Origin of the sequence: Streptomyces anandii JCM 4720 (assembly GCF_014650655.1) — a bacterium.
Classification (GTDB): domain Bacteria; phylum Actinomycetota; class Actinomycetes; order Streptomycetales; family Streptomycetaceae; genus Streptomyces; species Streptomyces anandii.
This window is the reverse complement of record NZ_BMVJ01000009.1, coordinates 123,757-148,726: the sequence shown is the minus strand read 5'-3', so window position 1 is coordinate 148,726 and position 24,970 is coordinate 123,757. Positions and strand designations below refer to the sequence as shown.

27 protein-coding genes, 2 pseudogenes and 1 riboswitch are annotated in these 24,970 nt (G+C 71.5%); of the genes and pseudogenes, 13 read left to right on the top strand and 16 right to left on the bottom strand.

What is annotated here, in order from left to right; all coding sequences use genetic code 11:
* Window positions 1-316: pseudogene (locus IE249_RS37675) on the top strand (hypothetical protein); the annotation flags it as partial.
* 40 nt (window positions 317-356) lie between these two features.
* Here IE249_RS37675 and IE249_RS18150 read toward each other — a convergent pair.
* The 3 genes from IE249_RS18150 to IE249_RS18140 form a co-directional block, all read right to left on the bottom strand.
* Window positions 357-1,490 (bottom strand): NADH:flavin oxidoreductase, encoded by a 1,134-nt coding sequence (locus IE249_RS18150; RefSeq protein WP_229858762.1) that lies wholly within the window; start codon window positions 1,488-1,490, stop codon window positions 357-359.
* A 129-nt stretch (window positions 1,491-1,619) separates the two neighbouring features.
* The gene (locus tag IE249_RS18145) at window positions 1,620-1,838 is read right to left on the bottom strand and encodes a hypothetical protein (RefSeq protein WP_189705873.1); all 219 of its coding nucleotides are present in this window, start codon (window positions 1,836-1,838) and stop codon (window positions 1,620-1,622) included.
* Entirely contained in the window at window positions 1,835-2,068 is a 234-nt protein-coding gene (locus tag IE249_RS18140; protein ID WP_189705872.1) for a hypothetical protein, read from the bottom strand. The genes IE249_RS18145 and IE249_RS18140 overlap by 4 nt, the downstream gene beginning before the upstream one ends.
* A gap of 112 nt (window positions 2,069-2,180) precedes the next feature.
* Between IE249_RS18140 and IE249_RS18135 the strand changes: the two genes are divergently transcribed.
* Together IE249_RS18135 and IE249_RS18130 are read left to right on the top strand one after the other, a co-directional pair.
* Window positions 2,181-3,023: a helix-turn-helix domain-containing protein gene (locus tag IE249_RS18135; protein ID WP_189705871.1), complete on the top strand. Its 843-nt coding sequence runs from the start codon at window positions 2,181-2,183 to the stop codon at window positions 3,021-3,023.
* Window positions 3,004-3,216, top strand: coding sequence for a DUF397 domain-containing protein (locus tag IE249_RS18130; protein WP_189705870.1), 213 nt, complete (start codon window positions 3,004-3,006; stop codon window positions 3,214-3,216). Before IE249_RS18135 ends, IE249_RS18130 begins: the two co-directional genes overlap by 20 nt.
* Here the strand turns inward: IE249_RS18130 and IE249_RS18125 are convergent.
* Window positions 3,203-3,529, bottom strand: a pseudogene (locus tag IE249_RS18125) (DUF6193 family natural product biosynthesis protein); the annotation flags it as partial. The gene IE249_RS18130 and the pseudogene IE249_RS18125 sit on opposite strands and share 14 nt — an antisense overlap.
* Before the next feature lie 150 nt (window positions 3,530-3,679).
* On the opposite strand from IE249_RS18125, the gene IE249_RS40050 reads away from it, so the two are divergent.
* Window positions 3,680-3,826 carry a type II toxin-antitoxin system RelE family toxin gene (locus IE249_RS40050; protein ID WP_373304415.1) on the top strand — a complete coding sequence of 49 codons (147 nt, stop codon included), beginning with the start codon at window positions 3,680-3,682 and terminating at the stop codon, window positions 3,824-3,826.
* 98 nt (window positions 3,827-3,924) lie between these two features.
* On the opposite strand, the gene groL is transcribed toward IE249_RS40050, so the two are convergent.
* The 4 genes from groL to thrC all read right to left on the bottom strand — a co-directional run bounded on the left by groL (window position 3,925) and on the right by thrC (window position 8,220).
* Window positions 3,925-5,547, bottom strand: coding sequence for a chaperonin GroEL (gene groL / locus IE249_RS18115; protein ID WP_189705867.1), 1,623 nt, complete (start codon window positions 5,545-5,547; stop codon window positions 3,925-3,927).
* A 380-nt stretch (window positions 5,548-5,927) separates the two neighbouring features.
* The gene (locus IE249_RS18110) at window positions 5,928-6,131 is read right to left on the bottom strand and encodes a cold-shock protein (RefSeq protein ID WP_004986573.1); all 204 of its coding nucleotides are present in this window, start codon (window positions 6,129-6,131) and stop codon (window positions 5,928-5,930) included.
* A gap of 474 nt (window positions 6,132-6,605) precedes the next feature.
* Window positions 6,606-6,881: a MoaD/ThiS family protein gene (locus IE249_RS18105; protein ID WP_189705866.1), complete on the bottom strand. Its 276-nt coding sequence runs from the start codon at window positions 6,879-6,881 to the stop codon at window positions 6,606-6,608.
* A 49-nt stretch (window positions 6,882-6,930) separates the two neighbouring features.
* Complete coding sequence (gene thrC / locus IE249_RS18100) at window positions 6,931-8,220, bottom strand: threonine synthase (RefSeq protein WP_189705865.1); 1,290 nt, start codon at window positions 8,218-8,220, stop codon at window positions 6,931-6,933.
* A 17-nt stretch (window positions 8,221-8,237) separates the two neighbouring features.
* A riboswitch (SAM riboswitch) is annotated at window positions 8,238-8,389 on the bottom strand.
* 143 nt (window positions 8,390-8,532) lie between these two features.
* Between thrC and IE249_RS18095 the strand changes: the two genes are divergently transcribed.
* Window positions 8,533-9,477 (top strand): glucosyl-3-phosphoglycerate synthase, encoded by a 945-nt coding sequence (locus tag IE249_RS18095; protein WP_189705864.1) that lies wholly within the window; start codon window positions 8,533-8,535, stop codon window positions 9,475-9,477.
* Between the two features lie 93 nt (window positions 9,478-9,570).
* The gene (locus tag IE249_RS18090) at window positions 9,571-11,013 is read left to right on the top strand and encodes an alpha,alpha-trehalose-phosphate synthase (UDP-forming) (RefSeq protein ID WP_189705863.1); all 1,443 of its coding nucleotides are present in this window, start codon (window positions 9,571-9,573) and stop codon (window positions 11,011-11,013) included.
* Window positions 11,014-11,125: 112 nt separating this feature from the next.
* Here the strand turns inward: IE249_RS18090 and otsB are convergent, their stop codons facing one another.
* From otsB to IE249_RS18075, 3 genes are all read right to left on the bottom strand, one after another.
* Window positions 11,126-11,995, bottom strand: a complete 870-nt coding sequence (gene otsB / locus IE249_RS18085; protein ID WP_189705862.1) for a trehalose-phosphatase — start codon at window positions 11,993-11,995, stop codon at window positions 11,126-11,128.
* Between the two features lie 144 nt (window positions 11,996-12,139).
* On the bottom strand, window positions 12,140-12,415 hold the full coding sequence (locus tag IE249_RS18080; RefSeq protein WP_373304414.1) for a DUF3263 domain-containing protein: 276 nt from the start codon (window positions 12,413-12,415) through the stop codon (window positions 12,140-12,142).
* A gap of 66 nt (window positions 12,416-12,481) precedes the next feature.
* Entirely contained in the window at window positions 12,482-13,753 is a 1,272-nt protein-coding gene (locus IE249_RS18075) for an ABC transporter substrate-binding protein (RefSeq protein WP_444544809.1), read from the bottom strand.
* Between the two features lie 161 nt (window positions 13,754-13,914).
* On the opposite strand from IE249_RS18075, the gene IE249_RS18070 reads away from it, so the two are divergent.
* The 3 genes from IE249_RS18070 (at window position 13,915) to IE249_RS18060 (ending at window position 17,115) form a co-directional block, all read left to right on the top strand.
* Window positions 13,915-14,850, top strand: coding sequence for an ROK family protein (locus tag IE249_RS18070; RefSeq protein ID WP_189705860.1), 936 nt, complete (start codon window positions 13,915-13,917; stop codon window positions 14,848-14,850).
* Between the two features lie 7 nt (window positions 14,851-14,857).
* Complete coding sequence (nagA, locus tag IE249_RS18065) at window positions 14,858-16,000, top strand: N-acetylglucosamine-6-phosphate deacetylase (protein WP_189705859.1); 1,143 nt, start codon at window positions 14,858-14,860, stop codon at window positions 15,998-16,000.
* 185 nt (window positions 16,001-16,185) lie between these two features.
* Complete coding sequence (locus tag IE249_RS18060) at window positions 16,186-17,115, top strand: 1-phosphofructokinase family hexose kinase (RefSeq protein WP_189705858.1); 930 nt, start codon at window positions 16,186-16,188, stop codon at window positions 17,113-17,115.
* Window positions 17,116-17,121: 6 nt separating this feature from the next.
* Here the strand turns inward: IE249_RS18060 and IE249_RS18055 are convergent, their stop codons facing one another.
* Window positions 17,122-18,066 carry a CBM35 domain-containing protein gene (locus tag IE249_RS18055; RefSeq protein WP_189705857.1) on the bottom strand — a complete coding sequence of 315 codons (945 nt, stop codon included), beginning with the start codon at window positions 18,064-18,066 and terminating at the stop codon, window positions 17,122-17,124.
* A 118-nt stretch (window positions 18,067-18,184) separates the two neighbouring features.
* Window positions 18,185-19,831 carry a diguanylate cyclase CdgB gene (cdgB, locus tag IE249_RS18050; RefSeq protein WP_189705856.1) on the bottom strand — a complete coding sequence of 549 codons (1,647 nt, stop codon included), beginning with the start codon at window positions 19,829-19,831 and terminating at the stop codon, window positions 18,185-18,187.
* A gap of 346 nt (window positions 19,832-20,177) precedes the next feature.
* Here cdgB and IE249_RS18045 point away from each other — a divergent pair, with 346 nt between their 5' ends.
* Window positions 20,178-20,768 carry a flavin reductase family protein gene (locus IE249_RS18045; protein WP_189705855.1) on the top strand — a complete coding sequence of 197 codons (591 nt, stop codon included), beginning with the start codon at window positions 20,178-20,180 and terminating at the stop codon, window positions 20,766-20,768.
* Window positions 20,769-20,842: 74 nt separating this feature from the next.
* On the opposite strand, the gene arfB is transcribed toward IE249_RS18045, so the two are convergent.
* Window positions 20,843-21,280, bottom strand: a complete 438-nt coding sequence (arfB, locus tag IE249_RS18040; protein ID WP_189705854.1) for an alternative ribosome rescue aminoacyl-tRNA hydrolase ArfB — start codon at window positions 21,278-21,280, stop codon at window positions 20,843-20,845.
* A 188-nt stretch (window positions 21,281-21,468) separates the two neighbouring features.
* On the opposite strand from arfB, the gene IE249_RS18035 reads away from it, so the two are divergent.
* Window positions 21,469-22,044 carry a TerD family protein gene (locus tag IE249_RS18035; protein WP_189705853.1) on the top strand — a complete coding sequence of 192 codons (576 nt, stop codon included), beginning with the start codon at window positions 21,469-21,471 and terminating at the stop codon, window positions 22,042-22,044.
* Window positions 22,045-22,206: 162 nt separating this feature from the next.
* A complete protein-coding gene (locus tag IE249_RS18030; RefSeq protein ID WP_189705852.1) occupies window positions 22,207-22,719 on the top strand; it encodes a GNAT family N-acetyltransferase in 513 nt (170 codons plus the stop codon).
* Window positions 22,720-22,723: 4 nt separating this feature from the next.
* Here IE249_RS18030 and IE249_RS18025 read toward each other — a convergent pair whose 3' ends face one another.
* Entirely contained in the window at window positions 22,724-24,139 is a 1,416-nt protein-coding gene (locus IE249_RS18025) for a M1 family metallopeptidase (RefSeq protein WP_189705851.1), read from the bottom strand.
* A gap of 40 nt (window positions 24,140-24,179) precedes the next feature.
* On the opposite strand from IE249_RS18025, the gene IE249_RS18020 reads away from it, so the two are divergent.
* Window positions 24,180-24,680, top strand: coding sequence for a hypothetical protein (locus IE249_RS18020; protein WP_189705850.1), 501 nt, complete (start codon window positions 24,180-24,182; stop codon window positions 24,678-24,680).
* Window positions 24,681-24,686: 6 nt separating this feature from the next.
* Here IE249_RS18020 and IE249_RS37670 read toward each other — a convergent pair.
* A partial coding sequence (locus IE249_RS37670; RefSeq protein ID WP_229858760.1) for a pentapeptide repeat-containing protein occupies window positions 24,687-24,970 on the bottom strand: 284 nt, incomplete at its 5' end.

The window sequence follows — 24,970 nt, the reverse complement described above, 5'->3', positions numbered from 1 at the left end:
CGACGGTGCGTACGCCGCGTACGCGCCGCCCGCCGCCGAGCCGGCCGACCGCGCGCCCTCGCGCTACGGCGTGCGCGGGGACCGGCCGCAGCCCCAGCAGCGCTGGCTGCCGGAGCTGTGGAACGGGCGGGAGTGGCAGCTGTGCGGGACCCCGCGCCGGGACCGGCGCGAGGCCGAGCTCTACATCAACGCCCAGCGCCGGGCGCCCCGCGCCGCGATGGCCTACCGGCTCGTGCACGAGTTCACCGACTACGAGGTCGTACGGATCTGGGGCAGCCCCGTACGCGTGGACATCGAGCCGATGGGCGGCCTGTAGGGCGCCCCCGCGGACCGGCCTCTCGGGAGTTGCCGGGAGCTCAGGTCAGCCTGGTCATGGACGCCGCGTCGTACGGCTCCAGCTCGTCGAAGCGGCCGCCGAGCACCTTCGCCGCCCACTCCGGGTCCTGCAGCAGCGCGCGGCCGACCGCCACCATGTCGAACTCGTCACGCTCCATGCGGTCCAGCAGGTTGTCCAGGTTGCCGAGCGCCGCGCCCTCGCCCTGGAACGCCTTGATGAAGTCACCGTCCAGCCCCACCGAGCCGACGGTGATGACCGGCTTGCCGGTCAGCTTCTTGGTCCAGCCCGCGAGGTTGAGGTCCGAGCCCTCGAACTCCGGGAGCCAGTAGCGGCGCGTGGAGGCGTGGAAGACGTCGACGCCTGCGGCCGCGAGCGGGGTGAGGATCGCCTCCAGCTCCTCCGGGGTCTCGGCGAGCCTCGCGTCGTACGCTTCCTGCTTCCACTGCGAGTAGCGGAAGATCACCGGGAACTCGGGCGAGACGGCCGAGCGCACCGCGGCCACGATCTCGGCGGCGAACTTGGCACGGGCCACCGGGTCGCCGCCGTAAGCGTCGGTACGGCGGTTGGTGCCCGCCCACAGGAACTGGTCGAGCAGGTAGCCGTGGGCGCCGTGCAGCTCGACGCCGTCGAAGCCGATGCGCTCGGCCGCCGCGGCCGCCTCGGCGAAGGCGGCGACGACGTCGTCCACGTCCTGCTGCGTCATCGCCTTGCCGGTGACCTCGGACTCGCCGATGCGCAGGCCGGAGGGGCCGACCGGCGGCGCCTCGTGGAAGGGCGGCCGGCCCGGCTTGCGGACCATGCCGATGTGCCACAGCTGCGGCACGATCGTGCCGCCGGCCGCGTGCACCGCCTCGGCGACCTTCGCCCAGCCCGCGAGCTGCTCCTCGCCGTGGAACCGCGGCACCCGGCTGCTCTCACCGGCCGAGTCGTGCCCCACGTACGTGCCCTCGGTGACGATCAGGCCCACACCGGCGGCGGCCCGGCGGGCGTAGTACGACAGCACGTCCTCGCCCGGGACGCCGCCCGGCGAGAACATGCGGGTCATCGGCGCCATGACGATCCGGTTGGGGACGGTCAGTCCGTTGAGCGTGACGGGACGCGAGAGGACTTGCGCCGCGCGGGAAGCGGCGGACTCGGAGGCGGTGACGGTCACGGTGGGGGTCTCCTCGGCAGAGCGGTTGGATACCAAATGGTATGTGCACGCGCATGCACTGCGCATCGACATCAACTGTGCGGTGCACCACGCCATTCCCGGCCCCCGGGGTTCTTACGAAGCCGGGCCTCACGGAAGCCGGGCCTCGCGGTTGAGCCGCCGCACCCGCTCCCGCAGCACCTCGCCCGGCGCCGCCTCCCCCAGCTCCCCCGGCGGACAGTCCCACTCCCGCCCGCCACCCACCGGCCGCAGCTGCACGTACCCTCCCTCGCGGCCCATCACCTCACCGATGCGCCCGTCCCGCACGTCGACGGCGTACGCGCCGATCGCCGGCGTCTCGCCGCTCATACGTCATCGCCGCCGCACACCCCCAGGGCGGCGGCGAGCCGCCAGGCCACGCCGAGGTTGCACCGCCCGAGGTCGACCAGGGCGTATGGATCACCGTGCGCGCCCGTCACCGGGTCGACCCGCAGCGACGGCAGGACGATGCCCGCCCCGCCCAGAGCGGCCCGCAGCCGCTCCACCGCCTCCGGGGCCGTCCGCGCGGGCGGCCGGTCACTCTTCGTCGTCTCCGCCACGCCGTTCCCTCCACGCTGAGTGTTCACGTTCACCACACAGCGTGTCCGTCACGCCTCTAACCTGGCCAGTAGCGGCGCACCAACAACCACTCCTGTACGACAGGGAGTTGCCATGCCAGGCCCGAAGGACCTCGACCCGTCCTCATCACCGCGCGCCCTGCTCGGCGCCGAACTCCGCCACGCCCGCGAGAGACAGGGCCTCAGCCAGGCCGAGCTGGGCGAACCCCTCTTCGTCAGCGGCTCGTTCATCGGCCAGCTGGAGGCGGGCACACGGCGCATGCACGTGGAACTCGCCGCCCAACTGGACGAGGTCCTGGGCACCAGCGGCTTCTTCACCCGCAACTGCACGGCCCTGGCCAAGTCCCGCTACCCGGATCACTTCGCAGAAGCGGCGGAGGCGGAGGCGGTCGCCACGGCGATCAGGGAGTACGCCCAGCTCCTGATCCCGGGACTGTTGCAGACCAGGGCCTACGCGGAAGCGGTCTTCCGCGCGTACAAGCCGACGGCACCGGACCCCGAGATCACCGACCTGGTGACCGCCCGCCTCGCACGGGCGTGCGTGCTCGACGATCCAACAACACCTCTGTTGTGGGCGATCCTGGACGAGGCGGTACTGCGCCGCCCGGTCGGCGGCGGCGCGGTGATGTCCGAGGCCCTGGGCCACGTGGCCGAACTGGCCCGCGCCCATCGGGTCATCGTGCAGGTACTGCCGTTCGACGCCGGAGCGCACGCCGCGCTGACCGGCCCTCTCAAGCTCATGGACTTCGAGGACGCGCCCTCACTGTCCTTCGTCGAAGGTCCGGACATGGGAAAGCTGCTGGACGATCCGGCGACGGTCAAGCGCCACACGCTGACGTTCAACCTCCTTCAAGCCTCGGCACTTTCGCCTCATGACTCCCTGGCCCTGATCGAGTCGGTGGCGCAGGATTACGAACATGGAGAAGACCACCCGTGAGTACGACCTGACGTGGGCCGACTGGCACAAGTCCAGCTACAGCGGCGGCGAGGGCGGCAACTGCCTGGAAATGGCAAGCGTCCGGGGCACCCTGATCCCCGTGATCCGCGACTCCAAGACCCCCCTCGGCCCGAAGCTCACGTTCCGGACCGAGACGTGGTCGACGTTCGTGGAGAAGGTCAAGCACGGCTGACGAGCACCAGGCTCACCGCCTCTTCGGCGGTGTCGGCTTCGCCTATCACGGCGGAGGGACTGCACCGGCGAACAACAAACCGTCCGTTGTGCAGGGGCTGGATCCAGCCGATCTGCACGGTCCAGGGGTAGCTGGTGGAACTGCTGAAGAACAGCGTGAAGTAGCTGGTGACCGGATACAGCCGCCGGAGTCGTGGTTGAGTGGCGGCAGCCTCCAGCAGCGGGACGATACCCGGGTACGGACGCCCGGGCGAGCGGCTTTGGTGCACCGCTTGCCGCCACTCCCAGCCGAGTCGTAAGGAGTGCCAGCGCGCTTCGACAACATCGGCCGGCCCGCGACTGCGTGCTGCCGGTCCTCCTCGACGTTGCCCCGAGGCTCACGTGGCGAGCTTCGAGCTGTCTTTTCAAGGAATGGGCGGCGGGTTCAACCCGCCCTCCCTCCCCGCGTGTTGACTTGACGCGAGCTGGCCGATGAGCCCCGCCCGGAGGCAGCGCACGCCTTGGGCAGCTCCGGGTACCACCGGTGGCATGTGGGGGCTTGGAGGGTTCTCTACCGGCCGGACGGGGGCACTGTCACCGTTCATGTGCTCAAGGTCGGCCGCACGGCCTGAGCCGGGTGCGGGCGGGAACGCCCGAGGGCGGTACCCCCAGCTGGTAGCTGGACGTACCGCCCTCGGTCCTTGGGACAGGCGATCAACCCTCGGGTCGATCAGAAGTCCATGTCGCCACCCGGCATGCCGCCGCCGGCCGGGGCCGCGGCCTTCTCCGGCTTGTCGGCGATGACGGCCTCGGTGGTGAGGAACAGCGCGGCGATGGAGGCGGCGTTCTGCAGCGCGGAACGGGTCACCTTCGCCGGGTCGATGATGCCCTCGGCGATCATGTCGACGTACTCGCCGGTGGCGGCGTTCAGACCGTGGCCGACGGCCAGGTTGCGCACCTTCTCCACGACGACGCCGCCCTCGAGACCACCGTTGACGGCGATCTGCTTCAGCGGGGCCTCCAGGGCGAGCTTCACGGCGTTGGCGCCGGTCGCCTCGTCACCCTCGAGCTCCAGCTTCTCGAAGACCTGGGAGGCCTGCAGCAGGGCCACGCCACCACCGGCGACGATGCCCTCCTCGACGGCCGCCTTGGCGTTGCGCACGGCGTCCTCGATGCGGTGCTTGCGCTCCTTGAGCTCCACCTCGGTGGCGGCACCGGCCTTGATGACCGCGACACCGCCGGCGAGCTTCGCCAGGCGCTCCTGCAGCTTCTCGCGGTCGTAGTCGGAGTCGCTGTTCTCGATCTCGGCGCGGATCTGGTTCACGCGGCCCGCGACCTGGTCGGCGGAGCCGGCGCCGTCGACGATGGTGGTCTCGTCCTTGGTGATGACGACCTTGCGGGCGCGGCCCAGGAGGTCCAGGGTCGCGTTCTCCAGCTTGAGGCCGACCTCCTCGGAGATGACCTCGCCGCCCGTGAGGATGGCGATGTCGCCGAGCATGGCCTTGCGGCGGTCGCCGAAGCCCGGGGCCTTGACGGCGACGGACTTGAAGGTGCCGCGGATCTTGTTGACGACCAGGGTCGACAGGGCCTCGCCCTCGACGTCCTCGGCGATGATCAGCAGCGGCTTGCCCGACTGCATGACCTTCTCGAGGAGCGGGAGCAGGTCCTTGACGGAGCCGATCTTGGAGTTCGCGATGAGGATGTACGGGTCCTCGAGCGACGCCTCCATGCGCTCCATGTCGGTGGCGAAGTAGGCGGAGATGTAGCCCTTGTCGAAGCGCATGCCCTCGGTGAGCTCGAGCTCCAGACCGAAGGTCTGCGACTCCTCGACGGTGATGACGCCTTCCTTGCCGACCTTGTCCATGGCCTCGGCGATGAGCTCGCCGATCTGGGTGTCGGCGGCGGAGATGGAGGCGGTGGAGGCGATCTGCTCCTTGGTCTCGACCTCCTTGGCCTGGTCGAGCAGGGCGGCGGAGACGGCCTCGACGGCCTTCTCGATACCGCGCTTCAGAGCCATCGGGTTGGCGCCGGCGGCCACGTTGCGCAGGCCCTCGCGGACCAGGGCCTGGGCGAGCACGGTCGCGGTGGTCGTACCGTCACCGGCGACGTCGTCCGTCTTCTTGGCGACTTCCTTGACCAGCTCGGCGCCGATCTTCTCGTACGGGTCCTCGAGCTCGATCTCCTTGGCGATGGAGACACCGTCGTTGGTGATCGTGGGGGCGCCCCACTTCTTCTCGAGGACGACGTTGCGGCCCTTGGGGCCGAGGGTCACCTTGACGGCGTCCGCGAGCTGGTTCATGCCGCGCTCGAGGCCTCGCCGCGCCTCCTCGTCGAACGCGATGATCTTGGCCATGTGAAGTGGTCCCTCCAGGACTGGGGGTGATTCCTTCGGACCGCGCCCGCGCCCGCGACGGACGGCTCGCCGGCCTCGTGGTTCCTTGCCCCACCCGGCCTGCGGGCCTCACCGACCCGGTCCTTCGTTGTCACTCTCACCTTCAGAGTGCTAACGCCAATGATTAGCACTCGACCCCCGAGAGTGCAAGCGCCCGCGAAGCGGGCTCGATGGGGAGTGGTGGTCGGGTGACGGGCGGGCACAAGCGCCTCTCTACGTACGGCGGCGCGCTGAAGCCGTCGGCGAACACTCGCGCACGGGGGCGCGCACGCCGAGGGGCCCGCACTCCGGTGGAGTGCGAGCCCCTCGAAGAAGAAGATCGCTTGCGGTGGTCGCGCGATTCAGGCCGTGACGCGGACCATGTCGGCCTGCGGGCCTTTCTGGCCCTGCGAGATCTCGAACTCGACCCGCTGGCCCTCTTCCAGCGTGCGGTAGCCGTCCATCTGGATCGCACTGTAGTGGACGAAGACGTCCGCACCACCGTCGACCGCGATGAAGCCGTACCCCTTCTCCGCGTTGAACCACTTGACGGTGCCCTGAGCCATGCCTAACTCCCCTATTACTGGCCCTTGCACAGATCCGCACTTCGCGGACCCGGGTCAGACCTCACCCCCCGTGGAATGGGGGCGTGCGCCGGAACGCGTCGACCGCGGCTGAATGTATCTGTCCAACTGCCGTCTGCAACAGGTCAATCGGACGAGAATTCTGGACGCGCCCGGTCCGGAATGTGGTGATAATTCGCCCGAATTCAGGGCAAGTCGGGCCCCATAAGCAAGACAAATGCCGCAGAAAAGGCACACACTTTGGCTACTTCTTGTCGGGCCTGCGGCACCAATCCGGGGTCCGCGCCCCGTGGATCAGGAGCGCGTTCCCCAACTGTACCGCGCTCAATCACGCAGAATTGCCCCCTCCGCTTCTCTCACGGAGGGGGCAATTCGGTGAACTGTGCGTGATGGACGTTACCGAAGGTAATGTCCAGAGGTAATGACCAGCCCGCGCGGGCGGCCCGCCGGCCCCGCTCAGCCGCCGGCGACCGCCGGGATGATCGAGATGCCGGCGCCGTCCGGGGTGGCGGTCTCCAGGCCCTGCTCGAAGCGGACGTCGTCGTCGTTGACGTAGACGTTGACGAAGCGGCGCAGCTTGCCCTGGTCGTCCAGGACGCGGGCGGCGATGCCGGTGTGGTTCTTCTCCAGGTCGGAGATGACCTCGGAGAGCGTCGCGCCCTCGGCGCTCACCTCGGCCTGGCCGCCGGTGTAGGTGCGCAGGATGGTCGGGATGCGAACGGTCACGCTCATGCGGTGGGACCTCCGGTCGGATGCTCTGGGACGGCGGGGCGGCGGCCTGTCATGCGAGGCCGGCCTCCCGGAAGGAGTCCAGGGTGGGGCGGATCGTCGCGGTCAGGCCGGTGCCGGCCACCGCGTCCAGCGTCTTGAGGCCGTCGCCGGTGTTCAGGACGACCGTGGTGAGCGACGGGTCCAGGAGGCCGTCCTCGATCAGCTTCTTCGTCACGCCGACCGTCACGCCGCCCGCCGTCTCCGCGAAGATGCCCTCGGTGCGGGCCAGCAGCTTGATCGCGTCGACGACCTGCTCGTCGGTCACGTCCTCCACGGCACCGCCGGTGCGGCGGGCGATGTCGAGGACGTAGGGGCCGTCGGCCGGGTTGCCGATGGCGAGGGACTTGGCGATGGTGTCCGGCTTCTGCGGACGGACCACGTCGTGGCCGGCCTTGAAGGCGGTGGACACCGGCGAGCAGCCCTTGGCCTGGGCGCCGAAGATCTTGTAGGGCCGGTCCTCGACCAGACCGAGCTTGACGAGCTCCTGAAGTCCCTTGTCGACCTTGGTCAGCTGCGAGCCGGAGGCGATCGGCACGACGATCTGGTCGGGCAGCCGCCAGCCGAGCTGCTCGCAGATCTCGTACGCCAGCGTCTTGGAGCCCTCGGCGTAGTACGGCCGCAGGTTGACGTTGACGAAGCCCCAGCCCTCGCCGGCCGGGTCGCCGATCAGCTCGGAGCAGAAGCGGTTCACGTCGTCGTAGTTGCCCTCGATGCCGACGAGTTCGCCGCCGTAGATCGCGGCCATGACGACCTTGCCCTGCTCCAGGTCGTGCGGGATGAACACACAGGAGCGCAGGCCGGCCCGGGCGGCGGCGGCGCCGACGGCACCGGCCAGGTTGCCGGTGGAGGAGCAGGACAGGGTGGTGAAGCCGAACGCGCGCGCCGCCTCGAGCGCCTGCGCGACCACGCGGTCCTTGAAGGAGTGCGTCGGGTTTCCGGAGTCGTCCTTGACGAAGAGCTTGCCGGTCTCGACGCCGAGTTCGCCGGCGAGGTGGTCGGCCTGGACGAGCTTGGTCCAGCCCGGGTTGAGGTTCGGCTTGGTCGCCACGTCCGCGGGGACGGGCAGCAGCGGGGCGTACCGCCAGATGTTCGCGGGGCCCGCCTCGATCCGCTTGCGCAGCTCCTCGGTGTCGTACGCCGAGAAGTCGTAGGCGATCTCCAGCGGGCCGAAACACTCCTCGCAGGCGAAGACCGGGCCGAGCGGGACGCGGTGGCCGCACTCGCGGCAGCTCAGCGCTGCGGCGGGGCCGAGGTCGACGGCGGAGGGGTCGGTGCTGGTGGCAACTGTCTGCACAGCCATGGAGGCGAGGCCCTTTCTCCTCATCTTCCCCACGACGCATCTCGCCGTGAGACGGATTTGGCACCTTCCCTAGCCGGGAGCCTCGCGAGCGATCATTGATCTACGAGAACCGGCTGGAGGGTTGCCGGGGCTTCATCGGGCCGTGTCCCTCTGCCCCTCTGGATGAGCGGTATGCGGTTGTGAACGCGCGGTGGACCCCGACATGCGATGGTCACCGGCGTTGTTCAAGACTGTAACCGAAGGCCAGGAGAGTTGAGATAGTCGTCCGAAGCGCGAGACACGAAGCGCGAGACACGTGAGGAGCCGCTGACCGTGCTGGAAGAAGTCGAGCGTTGGCTCGCCACCCGCTCCTGGTCCGTGACCGATCGTCCGCTGCACCAGATCCTGGCGGCCAAGCAGCGCACGGGCCAGTCGGTTTCCGTCGTGCTGCCCGCGCTCAACGAGGAGGAGACGGTCGGCGACATCGTCGCGGTGATCCGCCAGGACCTCGTGGAGCAGGTACCGCTCGTCGACGAGATCGTGGTGGTCGACTCCGGCTCCACCGACCGCACCTCCGCGGTCGCCGCCGCCGCGGGCGCGCGGGTCGTTCACCGGGACGGGATCCTGCCCCGCGTCCCCGCCGTCCCAGGTAAGGGCGAGGTGCTGTGGCGCTCGCTGCTCGTCACGCGCGGGGACGTGATCTGTTTCATCGACGCCGATCTCAGGGAGTTCTCCTCCGACTTCGTCACCGGCATCGTGGGCCCGCTGCTCACCGAGCCGGACGTGCAGCTGGTCAAGGCGATGTACGACCGCCCGCTCGGCGGGGCGGCCGGGCAGGGCGGACGGGTCACCGAGCTGATGGCGCGGCCGCTGCTCAACATGCACTGGCCGCGGCTGGCCGGCTTCGTGCAGCCGCTCGGCGGCGAGTACGCGGCCCGCCGCTCGCTGCTGGAGCAGCTGCCGTTCCCGGTCGGCTACGGCGTGGAGCTCGGCATGCTCGTGGACGCGCTGCACCTGGTGGGGCTGGACGCGCTCGCCCAGGTCGACGTCGGCGTGCGCAAGCACCGGCACCAGGACGGGCAGGCGCTCGGCCGGATGGCCGCCGCCATCTACCGCACCGCCCAGCTCCGGCTGGCCCGCGGCCACCTGGTCCGCCCCCTGCTGACGCAGTTCGAGCGGGGCGAGGAGGGCTTCGAGCCGCGCACCTATTCGGTGGACACCGAGGAGCGGCCGCCGATGACGGAGATCGCGGAGTACGCGGCCCGGAAGGTGGCGTGAAGTGGCGTGAATGGCCGGGCGGGTCGTATACGGCCGCTCTACGAAGCGGAACCGTACGTTTGAGCGTTTGAGGGCCGGGCTAGGTTGAGGACCATGGTCTCAACGCACGGTGCCGAGGTGCTGGTCGCGTCCAATCGCGGCCCGGTTTCGTACGAAGTGCGCGAGGACGGCTCGCTGCACGCGAAACGCGGAGGCGGAGGGCTGGTCTCCGGGCTGTCCGCGATCGGCCCGGACGCGGGTGCCGTCTGGGTGTGCGCCGCTCTCGGCGACGCCGACCGGGAGGCGGTGCGGCGCTTCGAGGGCGGCCGGCGGCTGCCTTCGGAGGCGACCGGCGGGCAGCAGGTACGGATGCTCGACATCGACGCGGAGGTCTTCGCCGACGCGTACAACGGCATCGCGAACTCGGTGCTGTGGTTCGTCCACCACATGCTGTACCAGACCCCGCTGGAGCCCGTCTTCGACGCGGAGTTCCGCCGCCAGTGGCGGTCCTACGAGGCCTACAACCGGGCGTTCGCGCAGGCGCTGGCGGAGGAGGCGGCCGAGGGCGCGGCGGTGCTGGTGCAGGACTACCACCTGACGCTGGTGCCGGGGATGCTGCGCGACTTCCGGCCGGATCTGCGGATCGGGCACTTCTCGCACACGCCGTGGGCGCCGGTGGACTACTTCCGGATGCTGCCCGACGACATCGCCGGGCAGGTGCTGCACGGCATGCTGGGCGCGGACCGGCTGGGCTTCCTCACCCAGCGGTGGGCGGACGCCTTCGCCGGGTGCTGCGAGGCGCTGGTGGGCGGGCTCGGCGGCACGCGGGTGGGGGTGCACGGGCTGGGCGCGGACGCGGACTTCCTGCGGGAGCGGTCGCACCGGTCGGACGTCTTCGAGCGGATGGCGGCGCTGCGCGAGGAGATCGGGGCGGGGCCGGACGGCGGGCCGCGCCGGACGATCGTGCGGGTGGACCGCACGGAGCTGTCCAAGAACATCGTGCGTGGGCTGCTCGCCTACCGGCGGCTGCTCGAGGACTTCCCGCAGTGGCGGGAGCGGGTGGTGCACGTCGCGTTCGCCTACCCCTCGCGGCAGGACCTCGCGGTGTACCGGGAGTACACCGCCGAGGTGCGGCGGCTGGCGGAGGAGATCAACGAGCGGTACGGGACGCCCGGGTGGACGCCGGTCGTGCTGCACGTCAAGGACGACTTCGCGCGCTCGCTGGCGGCGTACCGGATCGCGGACGTCGCGCTGGTCAACCCGATCCGGGACGGGATGAACCTGGTCGCCAAGGAGGTCCCGGTCGTCTCCGACGCGGGCTGCGCGCTGGTGCTGTCCCGGGAGGCCGGCGCCCACGCGGAGCTGGGCGACGACTCGATCGAGATCAACCCCTACGACGTGGTGGCCACGGCCCAGGCCCTCCACGAGGCGCTCAGCATGCCGGGCCCCGAACGAGCGGAACGAGCCAAGCGCCTGGCCGACGCGGCAACGGCCCTCCCACCCACCCAGTGGTTCCTGGACCAGCTCTCGGCCCTGCGCCAGGAGAGGACCACCTGAGCCGTCGGCGTTCCGCCCGGATACCGGCGGGCCGCGGACCGCCGGGCACCGACCGGGCTCCGGCCGCCCCGCCGACGCCCCGTCCGCCGGGGCAAGCGGCGCTCCGGACCGGTTACGGGAGTCGGCCGGCCAGGTCGGACAGCAGGTGCACCACTCCCGCCGGGCCGGGTACCACCAGGTCGGCGCGTTCCGACAGTTCCGTCACCTCTGTGCTGCCGCTGCAGACCAGGACGCCCGGTACTCCGTCCAGGCGGAGTTTGTCGACGGCGGTGAAGGCGGGGAGGTCGCCGAGGTCGTCGCCGGCGTAGAGGACCGAGGTGGCGCCGCGGTCGCGGACGTAGTCGGCCAGGGCGACACCCTTGTCCATGCCCGGGGGGCGCAGTTCGAGGACCATGCGGCCGGGTTCGACGATCAGGCCGTGGCGGCCGGCCAGGTCGGCGAGGGGCTCGCGCAGGAGGTCGAAGGCGGCCTGCGGGTCCTCGGCGCGGCGGGTGTGGACGGCCAGGGAGCGGCCCTTCTCCTCGATCCAGGTGCCCTGCCAGGCTCCGACGCGGTCCAGGACGCCCGGCAGTTCGGCCCGCACGGCGGCGACGCCGGGGTGCGGGGCCGGGGCGGTGACGGTGCCGGTGGCCGCGTCCCAGCGCTCGGCGCCGTAGTGGCCGAGGACGACGAGGTGCTCCAGGCCAGGCACGCCCGCGAAGCCGCCGTTGCGCACCGCGACACCGGCCGGGCGCCCGGTGACCACGGCCACGGAGGCCACCTTCGGCGCGAGCGCGGCCAGGGCCGGGACGGCGTCCGGGTGGGCGCGGGCCTGGTCGGGGTCGGGGACGATCGGCGCGAGCGTCCCGTCGAAGTCGAGCGCGATCACCGCACGCTCGGGCCGCGCGAGTATCGCGGCCAGCCCGTCCCGCCCGGCCTGGGTGGCGGGCACCGGCAGGGGGGCGTCGGGATGGTCCGTCGAGTCCAAGTGATGGCTGCCCATACGCCGAACCTATCCACCCCGGGCCCCCCGCACTCCTCGACCCGGCGGCCCGCCGCCGGCCCAGGGCCTTACTTCCGGATCTTCCCGGCCGATCCGAGCGGGCAGCGAGGTGACCCGGAGCCGGCCTGATCCGGACGAAAGGCCCTAGCGCTCCGACCGGCGGGAGTTCCTCACCCGGCGCAGGCGGTTGACGGTCACCGGGTCGTGGGCGAGGGCGCGGGTGTCGTCCAGGAGGGCGTTCAGGAGCTGGTAGTAGCGGACCGGGGACAGGCCGAGCTCCTCGCGTATCGCGCGCTCCTTGGCGCCGGGGCCGGAGAAGCCGCGGCGCTCCAGGGCGAGGATGTCCCGCTCACGGCGGTCCAGCCCCGGCACCGGGCTCCCGTCGGCCGGGGCACCGGTGTCGTCCGCGTCCATGTCCATGTCCATAACGGCACCGTAGCCCCCGCCGCCGACAGCGACACCGACACCGACACCGACCACAAGGGCCTACTTCGCGTTCTCCGCGCTGTCCGCGGCGGTCGCCGTGGCCTGGAGCTGCCCGAGGACCGCGGCGGGGCTGCCGTCGGGCGCGACCGCACGGCCGATCCGCTTCTTCAGGTCCGCGCTGACCTGCGCCCAGGAGGTCTTGCCGACCGGGTAGAGCTGGGCGAGCGGGAGTTCGGAGAGGAAGGGCCGCAGGGCCTTGTCCTGCTCGGCCGCGTTCATCGCGTCGGAGGCGGAGCCGGTCACGGGCAGCAGGTCGTACTCGCGGGAGAAGGCGAGGACGTTCTTCTCGCTGTAGACGAAGTCGAGGAAGTCGCCGATCTGGTCCCGGTGGCCGCTCTTCTTGAAGGCCATCATCCAGTCGGCCACGCCCATGGTCGACTTCGGCGTACCGTTTCTGCCGGGCATCGGCACCATGCCGAACTTCACGCCCTTCCTGTCGGCCTGCTGCATCAGCGTGGGGTGGCCGTTGAGCATGCCGACCTCACCGCGCGCGAAGGCGTCGAAGGCGTCGGCGCGGTTGAGCTTGCCGGGCGCGACCGGGCCGGTCAGCCCCTTGCCCACCAGCTCGTCCCGCAGCCAGGTGAACGTCTCGACGTTCTGCGCGGAGTCGATCGTGTACGTGCCGATGTCGTCGGTGTAGCCCGAGCCGCCGCCGAGCAGCCACTGCATGGTCTCGGCCTGCGCCTCCTCGGGGCCGAGCGGCAGCGCGTACGGGTACTTCACGCCCCGGGCCTTCAGCGCGGCCGCGTCGGTGGCGAGCTCCGCCCAGGTCGTGGGCGGGGTGAGGTTCGCCTTGGCGAACAGGGTCTTGTTGTAGAAGAGCACGCGCGTGGAGGCCGCGAACGGGATGCCGTACTGCACGTGCCGCACCTGCCCCGCGTCGGAGAGCTGGCCGAGGAAGTCGGCCTGGACCGGGATGGACAGCACGTCGTCGGCCTTGTAGAGCAAGCCCTTGGCCGCGTAGTCGGCGTAGGCGCCGATCTGCGCGATGTCCGGCGGGTCGCCGGCGTCGGCCATCTGCTTGACCTTGCGGTCGACGTCGTTCCAGGAGTAGACGCTGACCTGGACCTTCACACCAGGGTGGGCGCTCTCGTATTCCTGGGCCAACCGGTCCCAGTACTTCTTGGAGCTGTTGGCGGCCGAGTCGCCGTAGTCGGCGGCGACGAGTCTGAGCGTGACGCCGGAGGAGCCGGTGCTCCCGCAGCCGCCGAGGATTGCTGTCATGCCCATGGCAACCGCCAGAGCGATCATTCCTGTCCTGCGCCGCTGCACTGCCTGTACGCCCCAACCCGTCGTCGACTCGCCGAACGGAACCGCACAGGAGTGGAACCCTGTGCTGCCGCAAGGCGAAAACTTTCAAAACGTCAGCCATAAGGTCTACACCACGCGAGTGGACTAGACCTCTTGTGGGTGTAAGCGTCACACTGTCCCCCGTGGAACACGTCATCGCCCTCGATGTGGGCGGCACCGGGATGAAGGCCGCGCTGGTCGCGGCCGACGGCACCCTGCTGCACCAGGCACGCCGGGCCACCGGCCGCGAGCGCGGACCCGACGCCGTGGTCGAGGGCATCCTCGGCTTCGCCGCCGAGCTCGCCGCCCACGGCGCGGACCGCTTCGGCGCCCCGGCGGTCGCGGCCGGCGTGGCCGTCCCCGGCATCGTCGACGAGGAGCGGGGCGTGGCCGCCTACGCCGCCAACCTCGGCTGGCGCGACGTACCGCTGCGCGACCTGCTGGGCGAACGGCTCGGCGTCCCCGTCGCCCTCGGCCACGACGTGCGCACCGGCGGTCTCGCCGAGGGCCGCATCGGGGCCGGCCGGGGCGCCGACCGGTTCTTCTTCGTGCCGCTGGGCACCGGCATCGCCGGCGCCATCGGCATCGACGGCCGGGTGGAGGCGGGCGCGCACGGCTTCGCGGGCGAGATCGGCCACATCGTCGTACGCCCCGGGGGCATCCCCTGTCCGTGCGGGCAGCGCGGCTGCCTGGAGCGGTTCGCCTCCGCGGCGGCGGTCAGCCAGGCATGGGCCGCCGCGTGCGGGGACCCGGAAGCGGACGCGGCGGACTGCGCCAAGGCCGTCGAGTCCGGGGACGCACGGGCCGCGCGGGTCTGGCAGGAGGCCGTGGACGCCCTGGCCGACGGCCTGGTCACCGCGCTCACCCTGCTCGACCCGCGCACGCTGATCATCGGCGGCGGGCTCGCCGAGGCAGGGGAGACGCTGTTCGCCCCGCTGCGCGAGGCCATTCAGCGGCGCGTCACCTTCCAGAAGCTGCCCACCGTCGTCCCCGCCGCCCTCGGGGACACCGCCGGCTGCCTGGGCGCGGGACTCCTCGCCTGGGACCTGATCAACTCCCCTACGACTCCCCGGAGGTAACCACCTGATGGCCACTAGCAAGGTTCTCGCCGGTGCCCGGGTGGTACTGCCCACCGGGATCGTGGACGGCGGCCGCGTGAGCGTCGAGGGCACGCGGATCGCCGGGAGCGCTCCCGAGGGCGCCGAGGTCCTCGACGTGAGCGGGCACTGGCTGGTCCCCGGCTTCGTCGACATGCACAACCACGGCGGCGGCGGGGCGGCCTTCTCCGGCTCGGCCGACGACGTGCTCACCGCCGTGCACGCGCACCGGGCGCACGGCACCACCACCGTCGTCGCCTCCACCGTCACCGACGACATGGGCGTCCTCGCCAAGCAGGCCGGGCTGCTGTCGGAACTGGCCGAGCAGGGCGACATCGCGGGCATCCACTTCGAGGGGCCGTTCATCTCCCCGTGCCGCAAGGGCGCGCACTCCGAGGCGCTGCTGCGCGACCCGGACCCGGCGGAGGTGCGCAAGCTGATCGAGGCGGCGCGCGGCCGGGCGAAGATGATGACCCTGGCCGCCGAACTGCCCGGCGGGATCGACTCCGTACGGCTGCTGGCCGACCACGGGGTGATCGCGGCGATCGGGCACACCGACGCCACGTACGAGCAGACGGTCGAGGCGATCGACGCCGGGGCCACCGTCGCCACCCACCTGTTCAACGCGATGCCCGTCCTCGGCCACCGCTCCCCCGGCCCGATCGCGGCCCTGCTGGAGGACGAGCGGGTCACCGTGGAGCTGATCAACGACGGCGTGCACCTGCACCGGGCCGCACTCGAGCTGGCCTTCCACCACGCCGGCGCGGCCCGGGTGGCCTTCATCACCGACGCGATGGACGCGGCCGGCTCCGGCGACGGCCGCTACATGCTCGGCCCGCTGGAGGTCGAGGTCGCGGACGGGGTGGCTCGGCTGGTCGAGGGCGGCTCGATCGCGGGGTCCACGCTCACGCTGGACCGCGCGTTCAAGCGGGCGGTCACCGTGGACGGGCTGCCCGTCGGGGACGTGGTGGCCGCGCTGTCCGCCAACCCGGCCCGGCTGCTCGGCCTGGACGACAGGGTGGGCTCGCTGGAGCCCGGCAAGGACGCCGACCTGGTGCTGCTCGACGAGGACTTCGGGGTCAGGGGAGTGATGCGGCACGGCGAGTGGGTGGTTGAGCCCCGACTGGGCTGATCCGTCCCGCCGCCCGTACGCGGTGGGCCGTCCGAGGGCCTGTCGTCACATTCCCGTCGTCCGCCCGGAGGCAGGCGGGAATCTGACGACAGGCACTGGGGGTGGGCGGTCCGCCGCGTCTTTGGCATGATCGAACCTCCGGAACACCGCGAACGGACGCGCTTACTCGGGGGAGGTCGGCCCAGGTGATCCTCACGGTCACGCTGAACACCGCTCTCGACATCACCTACCGGGTGCCGGTTCTCATGCCGCACACCTCGCATCGGGTGACCGAAGTGGGCGAACGGCCCGGCGGCAAGGGCGTCAACGTGGCCCGGGTGCTGGCGGCCCTCGGCCACGCGGTGACCGTCACGGGGTTCGCGGGCGGCAGCACCGGGCGCGAGCTGCGCGAGGGGCTCGCCGGGGTGCGGGGCCTGACGGACGCCCTGGTGCCGTGCGCCGGCCGCACGCGGCGCACGGTCGCCGTGGTCGACGAGCGCACCGGCGACACCACCCAGCTCAACGAGCCGGGCCCGGTCGTCTCCCCCGCCGAGTGGTCCGCCTTCCAGGACGTCTACGAGGACCTGCTGGGCTCGGTGTCGGCGGTGGCGCTGTGCGGCAGCCTGCCGCCCGGACTGCCGGTGGGTGCGTACGCCGGTCTGGTGCGCACCGCGCGGGCCGCGAACGTGCCCGTGCTGCTGGACACCGGCGGGGAGGCGCTGCGGCGCGGGGTGGCGGCCCGCCCCGACCTCATCAAGCCCAACGCCGACGAACTGGCCGAGCTCACCGGCTCCCACGAGCCGCGCCGGGCCACCCAGGACGCCCGCAGGCGCGGGGCCCACGCGGTGGTCGTCTCACTGGGCGCCGAGGGCCTGCTGGCCCACACCCCGGAGGGCACCTGGCGGGCCGTCCCGCCCGCCCGTGTCCAGGGCAACCCGACCGGCGCCGGCGACTCGGCGGTCGCGGGCCTGCTCTCGGGCCTGGTCGAACACCTCCCCTGGCCCGCCCGCCTGGCCCGAGCGGTCGCGCTCTCCACGGCAACGGTCCTGTCCCCCACGGCGGGCGAGTTCGACAGCCCGGCCTACGAGGAACTGCTGAACCGCGTGTCGGTGACCGGGGAGGTCAGCGCGGCGTGACAGGGGTCAGCCGCCGGAGTTGACCCAGCCCTTCACCAGCCACACCTGGTCCAGATAGGCGTCGCACTGGTTGCCCTGCTCGCAGGAGATCTTGATCGTGTTGGTGCCCTTGTTGAGCTGGATGTAGTTGTACGTGTTCGTCCAGCCCTTCTCGTAGCCGCCCTCGGGGGCGTGGGCGTAGTTGCTGAGCTTGACGGGCGTCTCGGACACCGAGCCGTTGACCGTGAGGGTGGCGGTGCCGTCCTTGCCGGGGACGGTGTAGCCGACGTACACGGTGTACTTGCCGTCGGCCGGGATGCCGTTGACGTTCCAGGTGACCGAGGCGCCGACGTTGTTGAAGTTCGTCACATAGACGCCGCCGTCCGCCTTGGCGCCCTTGACGTCGGAGGCGGTGCTCGCGCCGCCGCCGAGTTGGAGGGCCTTCGCGTCGATCTTCGGGAGTTCGCCGGCGGGGGCCGCGGTGTCGGTCGTGGAGGGGCTGGGCTGGGAGCTCTGGGTGGCGGTGGGGGCGGTGCCGCCGGCCTTGTCGCCGCTGTCGCCCTTGTCGCCGAGCATGGCCACGCTGATGCCGATGACGACCGCCGCGACCACGGCGATAGCGCCGATCAGCAGGCCCTTGGTGTTCGGGCCCCGGCCGCGGCCTCCACCGCCCTGCGCCTGCTGGCGGCCGGCGGGGGCGCCGCCGGGAAGGGTCTCCGGGGCGGCGTAGTGGGCGTTGGGCTGCCCGTAGGCGCCCTGCTGCTGGACCTGGCCGTAGGGCGCCGTGGGGGCCTGCTGACCCGCCTGCTGGCCGTACTGCCGCTGACCGACCGCGCGGACCCGGTTGACCGAGCCCGGGTAGCCGTAACCGCCTGAGGGCGGCTGGGCTCCGTTGGCCTGACCATCGGCATACAGGTAGCCGAACGGGTCGTCGTCCTCGGGCGTGCTCGCGCCGTTGTTGCCGGGCGTCATCCCTTGGTACTCCTCAACAGTGCGGGGCGGATGCAGTACGTCGTGAGGATGGCGAGCCTACCCGCTCCACGGGGCCCAAACGGGTGACTCCGACCGCATCAGCGCACTGACCTGCGGATCATCCGGCCCGGCGGTGCTGTTTGGGACGAGATCGTTTCTCGACGTACATCCGTTCGTCGGCGGACTTCAGGACTTCGTCGGCCGTCATGCCGCAGTGGGCCCAGCCGATGCCGAAGCTGGCGCCGACCCGGACGGCCCGGCCCTCGGCGCGGATGGGCTGGATGATCTCGTTGCGCAGCCGCACGGCGAGGTCCTCAGCGTCGGCGCGGCCGAGCCCGTTGGCGAGGATCACGAACTCGTCGCCGCCGAGCCGGGCCACGGTGTCGCCGTCGCGTACTCCGTTGCTCAGGCGCCGGGCGACCTCGATGAGGACGGCGTCGCCCGCGTTGTGCCCGAACCGGTCGTTGATCGACTTGAAGCCGTCGAGGTCGCAGAAGAGGACCGCGAGCCCCTTGGTGCCGTCGTCCCGGTCCCCCTCGGGGGCGACGGTGTGCACATGGTGGTCGTAGGCGTCGTACGACTCGGTGCCGGGGCGGAAGTCGAAGCCGGCGACGTCGTAGCCCGGGTGGCCGTAGGCCGCGTCCAGGCTCTCCAGCTCGCCCGCGTGCGCCGGGCGGCGGCACAGGCGGGCCGACAGGCGGGCGCGCAGTTCGGCGGAGTTGGGCAGGCCGGTCAGCGAGTCGTGGGAGGCGCGGTGGGCGAGGTGCAGCTCGCGGCGCTTGCGCTCCTCGATGTCCTCGACGTGGGTGAGCAGGAAGCGGGGGCCGTCGGCGGCGTCGGCGACCACGGAGTTGCGCAGGGACACCCACACGTAGGTCCCGTCGCGGCGGGCCAGCCTGAGCTCCGCCCGGCCGCCCTCGGCGGAGGTGCGCAGCAGGGTGCCTATGTCCTCGGGGTGGACGAGGTCGGAGAAGGAGTAGCGGCGCATCGCGGCGGCGGGCCGGCCGAGCAGACGGCACAGGGCGTCGTTGGTGCGCAGGATGCGGCCGTGCTGGTCGCCGCCCATCTCGGCGATGGCCATGCCGGAAGGGGCGTACTCGAAGGCCTGGCGGAAGCTCTCCTCGCTGGCGCGCAGGGCCTGCTGCTCGCGCTCCAGGCGGACCAGGGCGCGCTGCATATTGGCTCGTAGACGCGCGTTGCTGATCGCGATGGCGGCCTGGAAGGCGTACATCTGGAGGGCCTCGCGGCCCCAGGCGCCGGGGCGGCGGCCGTTGCGCGGGCGGTCCACGGAGAGCACGCCGAGCAGTTCGCCCCGCTGGCCGTCGGGGGCGCCCGGCGTGTACATGGGCGCGAAGAGACGGTCGGAGGGGTGCCACTCGTCCTCGAAGCGCGGGGCGGGGCCGTCCGTGTACCACTGCGGGACGTCGTCGTCGTCGAGGACCCAGCCCTCGGTGTGGGGTATGAACACCAGGTCGCCCCAGTGCTCACCCATGTGCAGCCGCCGCTCCCAGGAGTCGCGCGAGCCGACCCGGCCGGTGATCAGGGCCTCGGCGGCGGGGTTGCCGGCGAAGGCGGCGACGACGAGGTCGCCGTCCGGGCGCACGAGGTTGACGCAGGCCAGCTCGTAACCGAGGCCGTTCACCACGCCGTCCGCGACGGTCTGCAGTGTGTCCGCCAGGCTGCGCGCGGTGTTCATGTCCGCCATGACCTGGTGCAGTTGCCGCAGGGTCGCAAGACGGACGTACGGCTCCGACTCGGTCTCCATGCTCGCCCTCCCCCCGAGACCTCGCAGCGAATCAAGGGTGCTCTTCGGCGTATCGTCTGTGCAGTCTCCGCCACTGAATCACAGCGCGAAGCCCACTCGGTACACAGGGTCAACAATTAGTGGCTCTTGTGACTCAAGTCACAGCTGAACGTGAACAATTGAGTGGAGTTTCTGCGTTTTCCCTGTGCGTTCACTGAACGCAAACTTTGTGGGTGTGTGGACATGATGCACGAGAGGTCCGCCGGGACCGGGTCTTCGGTCCTAGGTCCGGCGTCCGTCCGGCCTCGGTCCCGGCTCGGGCGGAGGCCCGATGCGGGCGCCGCGAGCCGGTGACTAGCGTTGATGTGTGCTGAACACATCCCTCGCGCCGTCCTCCGCCACCCCCACCGCCACGCCCGCCTCCGGGCATGCTGAGGGGGTGACCAACGAGGAGTTCCGCGCCGCGATGTCCCGGCTGGCGGCCGGCGTGGTCCTGGTGACCGCGCAGGAGCCGCCGCTGGACCCGGACGACCCGCTGGCGCCGGGCGGCGAGGACGTGGGCATGACCGCCACGGCCTTCGTCTCGGTGTCCCTCGACCCACCCCTCGCCCTGGTCAGCCTGCGGGAGGGCTCCCGCATGGACGACCTGCTCGCCGAGCAGCCCCTGTGGGCGGTGTCGATCCTCACCGAGAGCCAGCGCCACATCGCCGGCCGGTTCGCCATGAAGGGCCGCATCAGCGACCGCCTGCTCTTCGAGGACATCCCCTACGTCCGCGGCGAGGTCTCCGGCGCCCCCCTGGTCGGCGGGGCGCTCGCCACCCTGGAACTGCGCACCGAGCAACGCGTGACCGCGGGCGACCACACCCTGGTCGTGGGCCGGGTCCTGACCGCCCGGGTCCCGAGCGCCGACGGCGGCCCCCTGACCTACTTCAAGGGCCGTTACCGCCAACTGGGCTGAGCCGCATTCCGGCGGCCAGACGGCCAGACGGTGGGCGCGCCGGACCTCGGCGCGCCGGACCTCGCGGACAGGGCCTAGGTCCAGTCCCGTCCCGAGCGGCCGCGTTTGGTCTCGGAACGTTGCTTCTTCTCGCGCAGGCGACGCTCGTTGATCCCGCGCGGGACGCGGGTGGGCCTGCGGGGTCTGGGCGGGGGCGCGGTCGCCTCGGCGAGCAGCGCCGCCAGGCGTACGGCCGCGGCCTCGCGGTTGCGCCACTGGGAGCGGTGCTCGGAGGCCCGTACGACGATCACTCCGTCGACCAGGCGGGACGCCAGCCGTTCCAGGGCGCGCCGCTTCCACACCTCGGGCAGGGCCTCGGTGCCGGCCAGGTCGAAGCGCAGCTCGGCCTGTGAGTCGCTGGTGTTCACGTGCTGTCCGCCGGGCCCCGAGGACCGCGAGAAGCGCCAGGCCAGCTCGGCCTCGGGAAGCGCGACGGAGCCGCGGATGAGATGGGGACCGGACATGTCACCCATGTTCCCGTTCCTGTCCGGGCCACGTCACCCGGTTTTCGCGGCGGCGACGGCCGGGGCCGGACGGCGTGTTCGAGCGGACTTGGTAAAAAAGGTAAAGAGATCCGGAACCATGCGGACCCCCCTTGGCGTTCATAGAGGTGGCGGTAGCTTCGTCCGCACAACGCAACGAGGGAAGGGACTCCCACACCATGGCTGTAAGCCTCTCCAAGGGCGGCAACGTCTCGCTCACCAAGGAAGCTCCGGGCCTGACCGCCGTCACCGTGGGCCTGGGCTGGGACGTCCGCACCACCACCGGCACGGACTTCGACCTCGACGCCTCCGCCATCGCGGTCAACGCGCAGGGCAAGGTGTACTCCGACGGCCACTTCGTCTTCTTCAACAACAAGCAGACCCCGGACAACACCATCGTCCACACCGGTGACAACCGCACCGGCGAGGGCGCCGGCGACGACGAGGCGATCAACGTCAACCTCGCCGGTCTCCCGGCCGACATCGACAAGGTCGTCTTCCCGGTCTCCATCTACGACGCCGAGAACCGCGGCCAGAACTTCGGCCAGGTCCGCAACGCCTACATCCGCATCGTCAACCAGGCCGGCGGCGCCGAGATCGCCCGCTACGACCTGTCGGAGGACGCGGCCACCGAGACCGCCATGGTCTTCGGCGAGCTGTACCGCAACGGCGCGGAGTGGAAGTTCCGCGCGGTCGGCCAGGGTTACGCCTCGGGCCTGGTCGGCATCGCCCAGGACTTCGGCGTCAACGTCTGACCGTACGACGCCCGCGCCCGGCGCACACTCGTACGCGGCGCGCACGCCCGCGCCCGGTGCACCGGCGGAGCCCCGGCCCATCTCGGGCCGGTGCTCCGGCCGTTCGGCCGGCCCCCCGTAAATGGCGCGGCGGCGGGCGGCACGCCGCGATACCTTGCGCGGGTGATCCTCGAACCCCTGTCCCTCGGCCCCGAGCGGGAACTGCCGGGCGAGCTGCTGACCGAGCTCACCGCGCTGTACGCCTCCAACCGCGACTTCCACGAGCTCAGCGGCGAGTTCCCCGACCCGGACGACATCCGCCCCGAGCAGGTCGCCGCCGCGCTCGCCGAGGACTCCGCCGACCCGTCCGCCGAGGTGCTGCTCGCCCGCAGCGAGGGGCGGCTCGTCGGGCTGGCGATCACGCTCGGACACCACCCCGACCCCGCCGACCCGGACCCGTGGATCGGCCTGCTGATGGTCGACGCGTCGGCCCACCGCCGGGGCCTCGGCCGCCGGCTGGCCGCGCTCGTGGAGGACCGCTTCCGCGCCTCGGGCCGCACCGCCCTGCGCCTGGCCGTCCTGGAGAACAACCCCGGTGCCCTCGCCTTCTGGACCACCCTCGGCTACGAGGTGATCGACCGACGCAAGGACCGGCAGCTCGGCCGCCCCTGCGCGGTGCTGCGCAAGGAGCTGTGAGACCTCACGGACGGGCGGGCTTGCCGTCCCCGTACAGCCAGGTCTTCCAGATCGGGCCGAAGTCCTTGCCGGGCGCCTTCTTCTCGACGTAGGCGGTGAACTCGTCGGTGTCCGCGTTGCCGTGCCGGTGGTCGGCGGCCCAGCCCCGGAGGATGCCGAAGAAGGCGTCGTCGCCGACCAGTTGACGGATCTTGTGCAGCACCATCGCGCCGCGCTCGTAGACCGGCCGGTCAGAGATGTGCGCGGCGTCGCTCGGCCGGGCGGGCGGGTAGGACCACAGGGCCTTGTTGTCGGCGTCGTCGCCGAAGTAGTCGCCGCGGTAGAGGGAGTCGAAGGTCTGCTGGCAGGTGTCGCCGCCGTGGTCCTCGTCCCACAGCCACGACGCGTAGGTGGCGAACCCCTCGTTGAGCCACATGTCCCGCCAGCTCCTGGGGGTGACGGAGTCGCCGTACCACTGGTGGGCGAGTTCGTGGACCAGGGTGTTCAGCTCGGGCGCGCCCGCGAAGACGGGCCGGTTCTGGGTCTCCAGGGCGTAGCCCGCGTCCCCTGGCCGGTCGACGATCACGCCGGCCGAGGAGAAGGGGTACGGGCCGAAGGTGTGCTCCTCCCACTCCATGATCTCGGGGAGCTTCGCCAGGACCGCGCGGCTCGCCTCCGACTGGGTGGGGTCGACGGCGACGTACACCGGCAGGCCGTCCTCGAGGGTGCTGCGGGTGATGTCGAAGTGGCCGATCGCGACGGTGGCGAGGTACGTCGCCATCGGTTCGGCGGTGTGCCAGCGGTACGTCCTGCGGCCGCCGACGGCCGTGTCGCTCCGCAACTCGCCGTTGGAGACGGCCTGGAGGTCCTTCGGCACGGTGACCGAGACGTCGTAGGCGGCCTTGTCGGAGGGATGGTCGTTGCCGGGGAACCACGCCATCGAGCCGGTCGGCTCGCCGAGGGCGAGCGCGCCGTCGGCGGTGGGCAGCCAGCCCTCCTTGGAGTCGTCGGGGTCGGTGATGGTCCGCGGGGTGCCGGAGTAGCGGACCGTCACCGCGAACGTCTCCCCCTGGGCGAGCTCGTCGTGCGGGCGGACGGTGAGCTCCTGACCGGCGCGGCTGAAGCGGGCCGGTGTGCCCTCGACGGTGACGCTGTGCACGTCGAGGCCCTCGAGGTCGAGGTCGAAGGCGGACAGGTCCTGGCCGGCCCGGGCGGTGATCACGGCCGTGCCGGTGAGGTGACGGCGGGCGGGGTCGTAGTCGAGGGTCAGGCCGTAGTGGCTGACGTCGTAGCCGCCGTTGCCCGCCTTGGGGAAGTACGCGTCGTGCAGCCCGTGCCCGCCCGGGGTGCCGTGCACTCCGCCCGCGCAGCCGGTCAGGGTGAGGGCGAGCACCGCTGTGGCGGCGGTGGCGGTTCGGACAACCGGTGCGGATCGGTACACGAGTGCGATCCTATGCGGGGGCCGTGGGACGATCACCTACGTGCTCGACATCGGCTACGCCCTCTCCAACCGCTTCCCGGACCCTCCGCAGACCGACTACCGGCGGGCGGACGTGCGGGCGCTGCGGCACGACCTGTTCTGCGGTGATGTGTACCTGGCGGACACGGAGGCGGACCGCGAGCTGGCCACGGCCTGGGGATGGGTGCCGGTGCTCGACTTCGCGTGGGCGCTGTGCGACATCGTGGAGCGGCTGGACCGTGACCCGGCCGGGTCGCGGGCCTCGCGTCCGCAGCGGGCGGAGCTGGACTTCACCGAGTCCACCGACCGGATGCTCTTCGAGCGCCGCTTCGGCTGGGTCGACATCGAGGCCGACTGGATGCCGGCCGGCGAGGCGCCGCTCACCTTCTCCCACCGGGATCTGCGCAGGGAGGCACGGGACTTCCTGCACGACCTGATCGCCGACCTCGTGGACATGCACGAGGACCTGGGCGAGAACCCGGCCGTCTGGACCCTCCAGGCCCGCTTCCCCCGCCTCCCCTGACCGCGCTCAGTCCTCCACCCGCACCCCCAGGGCCGCCGCCAGCACCGGGGCCAGGTCCAGCAGCTGGCCGGTGCTGATCACCGCGCCCGTCAGCCGGTCCACCCCGCGGGCGATCTCCAGGGACGCGGCCGCGCGCAGGTCGACGTCCACGAGGGTGGCCGCGGTGAGGTCGGCGCCCTTGAGCGCGCAGTCCACGAATTCCACCCGCTCCAGCCGCGCGCCCCCGAAGTCCGGCTCCACCAGCACGCAGCCCTCGAAGACGACGTCCCGGAGCCGGGCCTTGCGCAGAT

Bases quoted from the DNA above. Each gene is read 5' to 3' on its own strand.
- IE249_RS18145 (WP_189705873.1), bottom strand. From the start codon at position 1,838: ATGAGCGGCGAGACGCCGGCGATCGGCGCGTACGCCGTCGACGTGCGG.
- IE249_RS18135 (WP_189705871.1), top strand. From the start codon at position 2,181: ATGCCAGGCCCGAAGGACCTCGACCCGTCCTCATCACCGCGCGCCCTG.
- IE249_RS18130 (WP_189705870.1), top strand. From the start codon at position 3,004: ATGGAGAAGACCACCCGTGAGTACGACCTGACGTGGGCCGACTGGCAC.
- groL (WP_189705867.1), bottom strand. From the start codon at position 5,547: ATGGCCAAGATCATCGCGTTCGACGAGGAGGCGCGGCGAGGCCTCGAG.
- IE249_RS18110 (WP_004986573.1), bottom strand. From the start codon at position 6,131: ATGGCTCAGGGCACCGTCAAGTGGTTCAACGCGGAGAAGGGGTACGGC.
- IE249_RS18105 (WP_189705866.1), bottom strand. From the start codon at position 6,881: ATGAGCGTGACCGTTCGCATCCCGACCATCCTGCGCACCTACACCGGC.
- thrC (WP_189705865.1), bottom strand. From the start codon at position 8,220: ATGGCTGTGCAGACAGTTGCCACCAGCACCGACCCCTCCGCCGTCGAC.
- IE249_RS18090 (WP_189705863.1), top strand. From the start codon at position 9,571: ATGGTCTCAACGCACGGTGCCGAGGTGCTGGTCGCGTCCAATCGCGGC.
- otsB (WP_189705862.1), bottom strand. From the start codon at position 11,995: ATGGGCAGCCATCACTTGGACTCGACGGACCATCCCGACGCCCCCCTG.
- IE249_RS18080 (WP_373304414.1), bottom strand. From the start codon at position 12,415: ATGGACATGGACGCGGACGACACCGGTGCCCCGGCCGACGGGAGCCCG.
- nagA (WP_189705859.1), top strand. From the start codon at position 14,858: ATGGCCACTAGCAAGGTTCTCGCCGGTGCCCGGGTGGTACTGCCCACC.
- IE249_RS18055 (WP_189705857.1), bottom strand. From the start codon at position 18,066: ATGACGCCCGGCAACAACGGCGCGAGCACGCCCGAGGACGACGACCCG.
- cdgB (WP_189705856.1), bottom strand. From the start codon at position 19,831: ATGGAGACCGAGTCGGAGCCGTACGTCCGTCTTGCGACCCTGCGGCAA.
- arfB (WP_189705854.1), bottom strand. From the start codon at position 21,280: ATGGGTGACATGTCCGGTCCCCATCTCATCCGCGGCTCCGTCGCGCTT.
- IE249_RS18035 (WP_189705853.1), top strand. From the start codon at position 21,469: ATGGCTGTAAGCCTCTCCAAGGGCGGCAACGTCTCGCTCACCAAGGAA.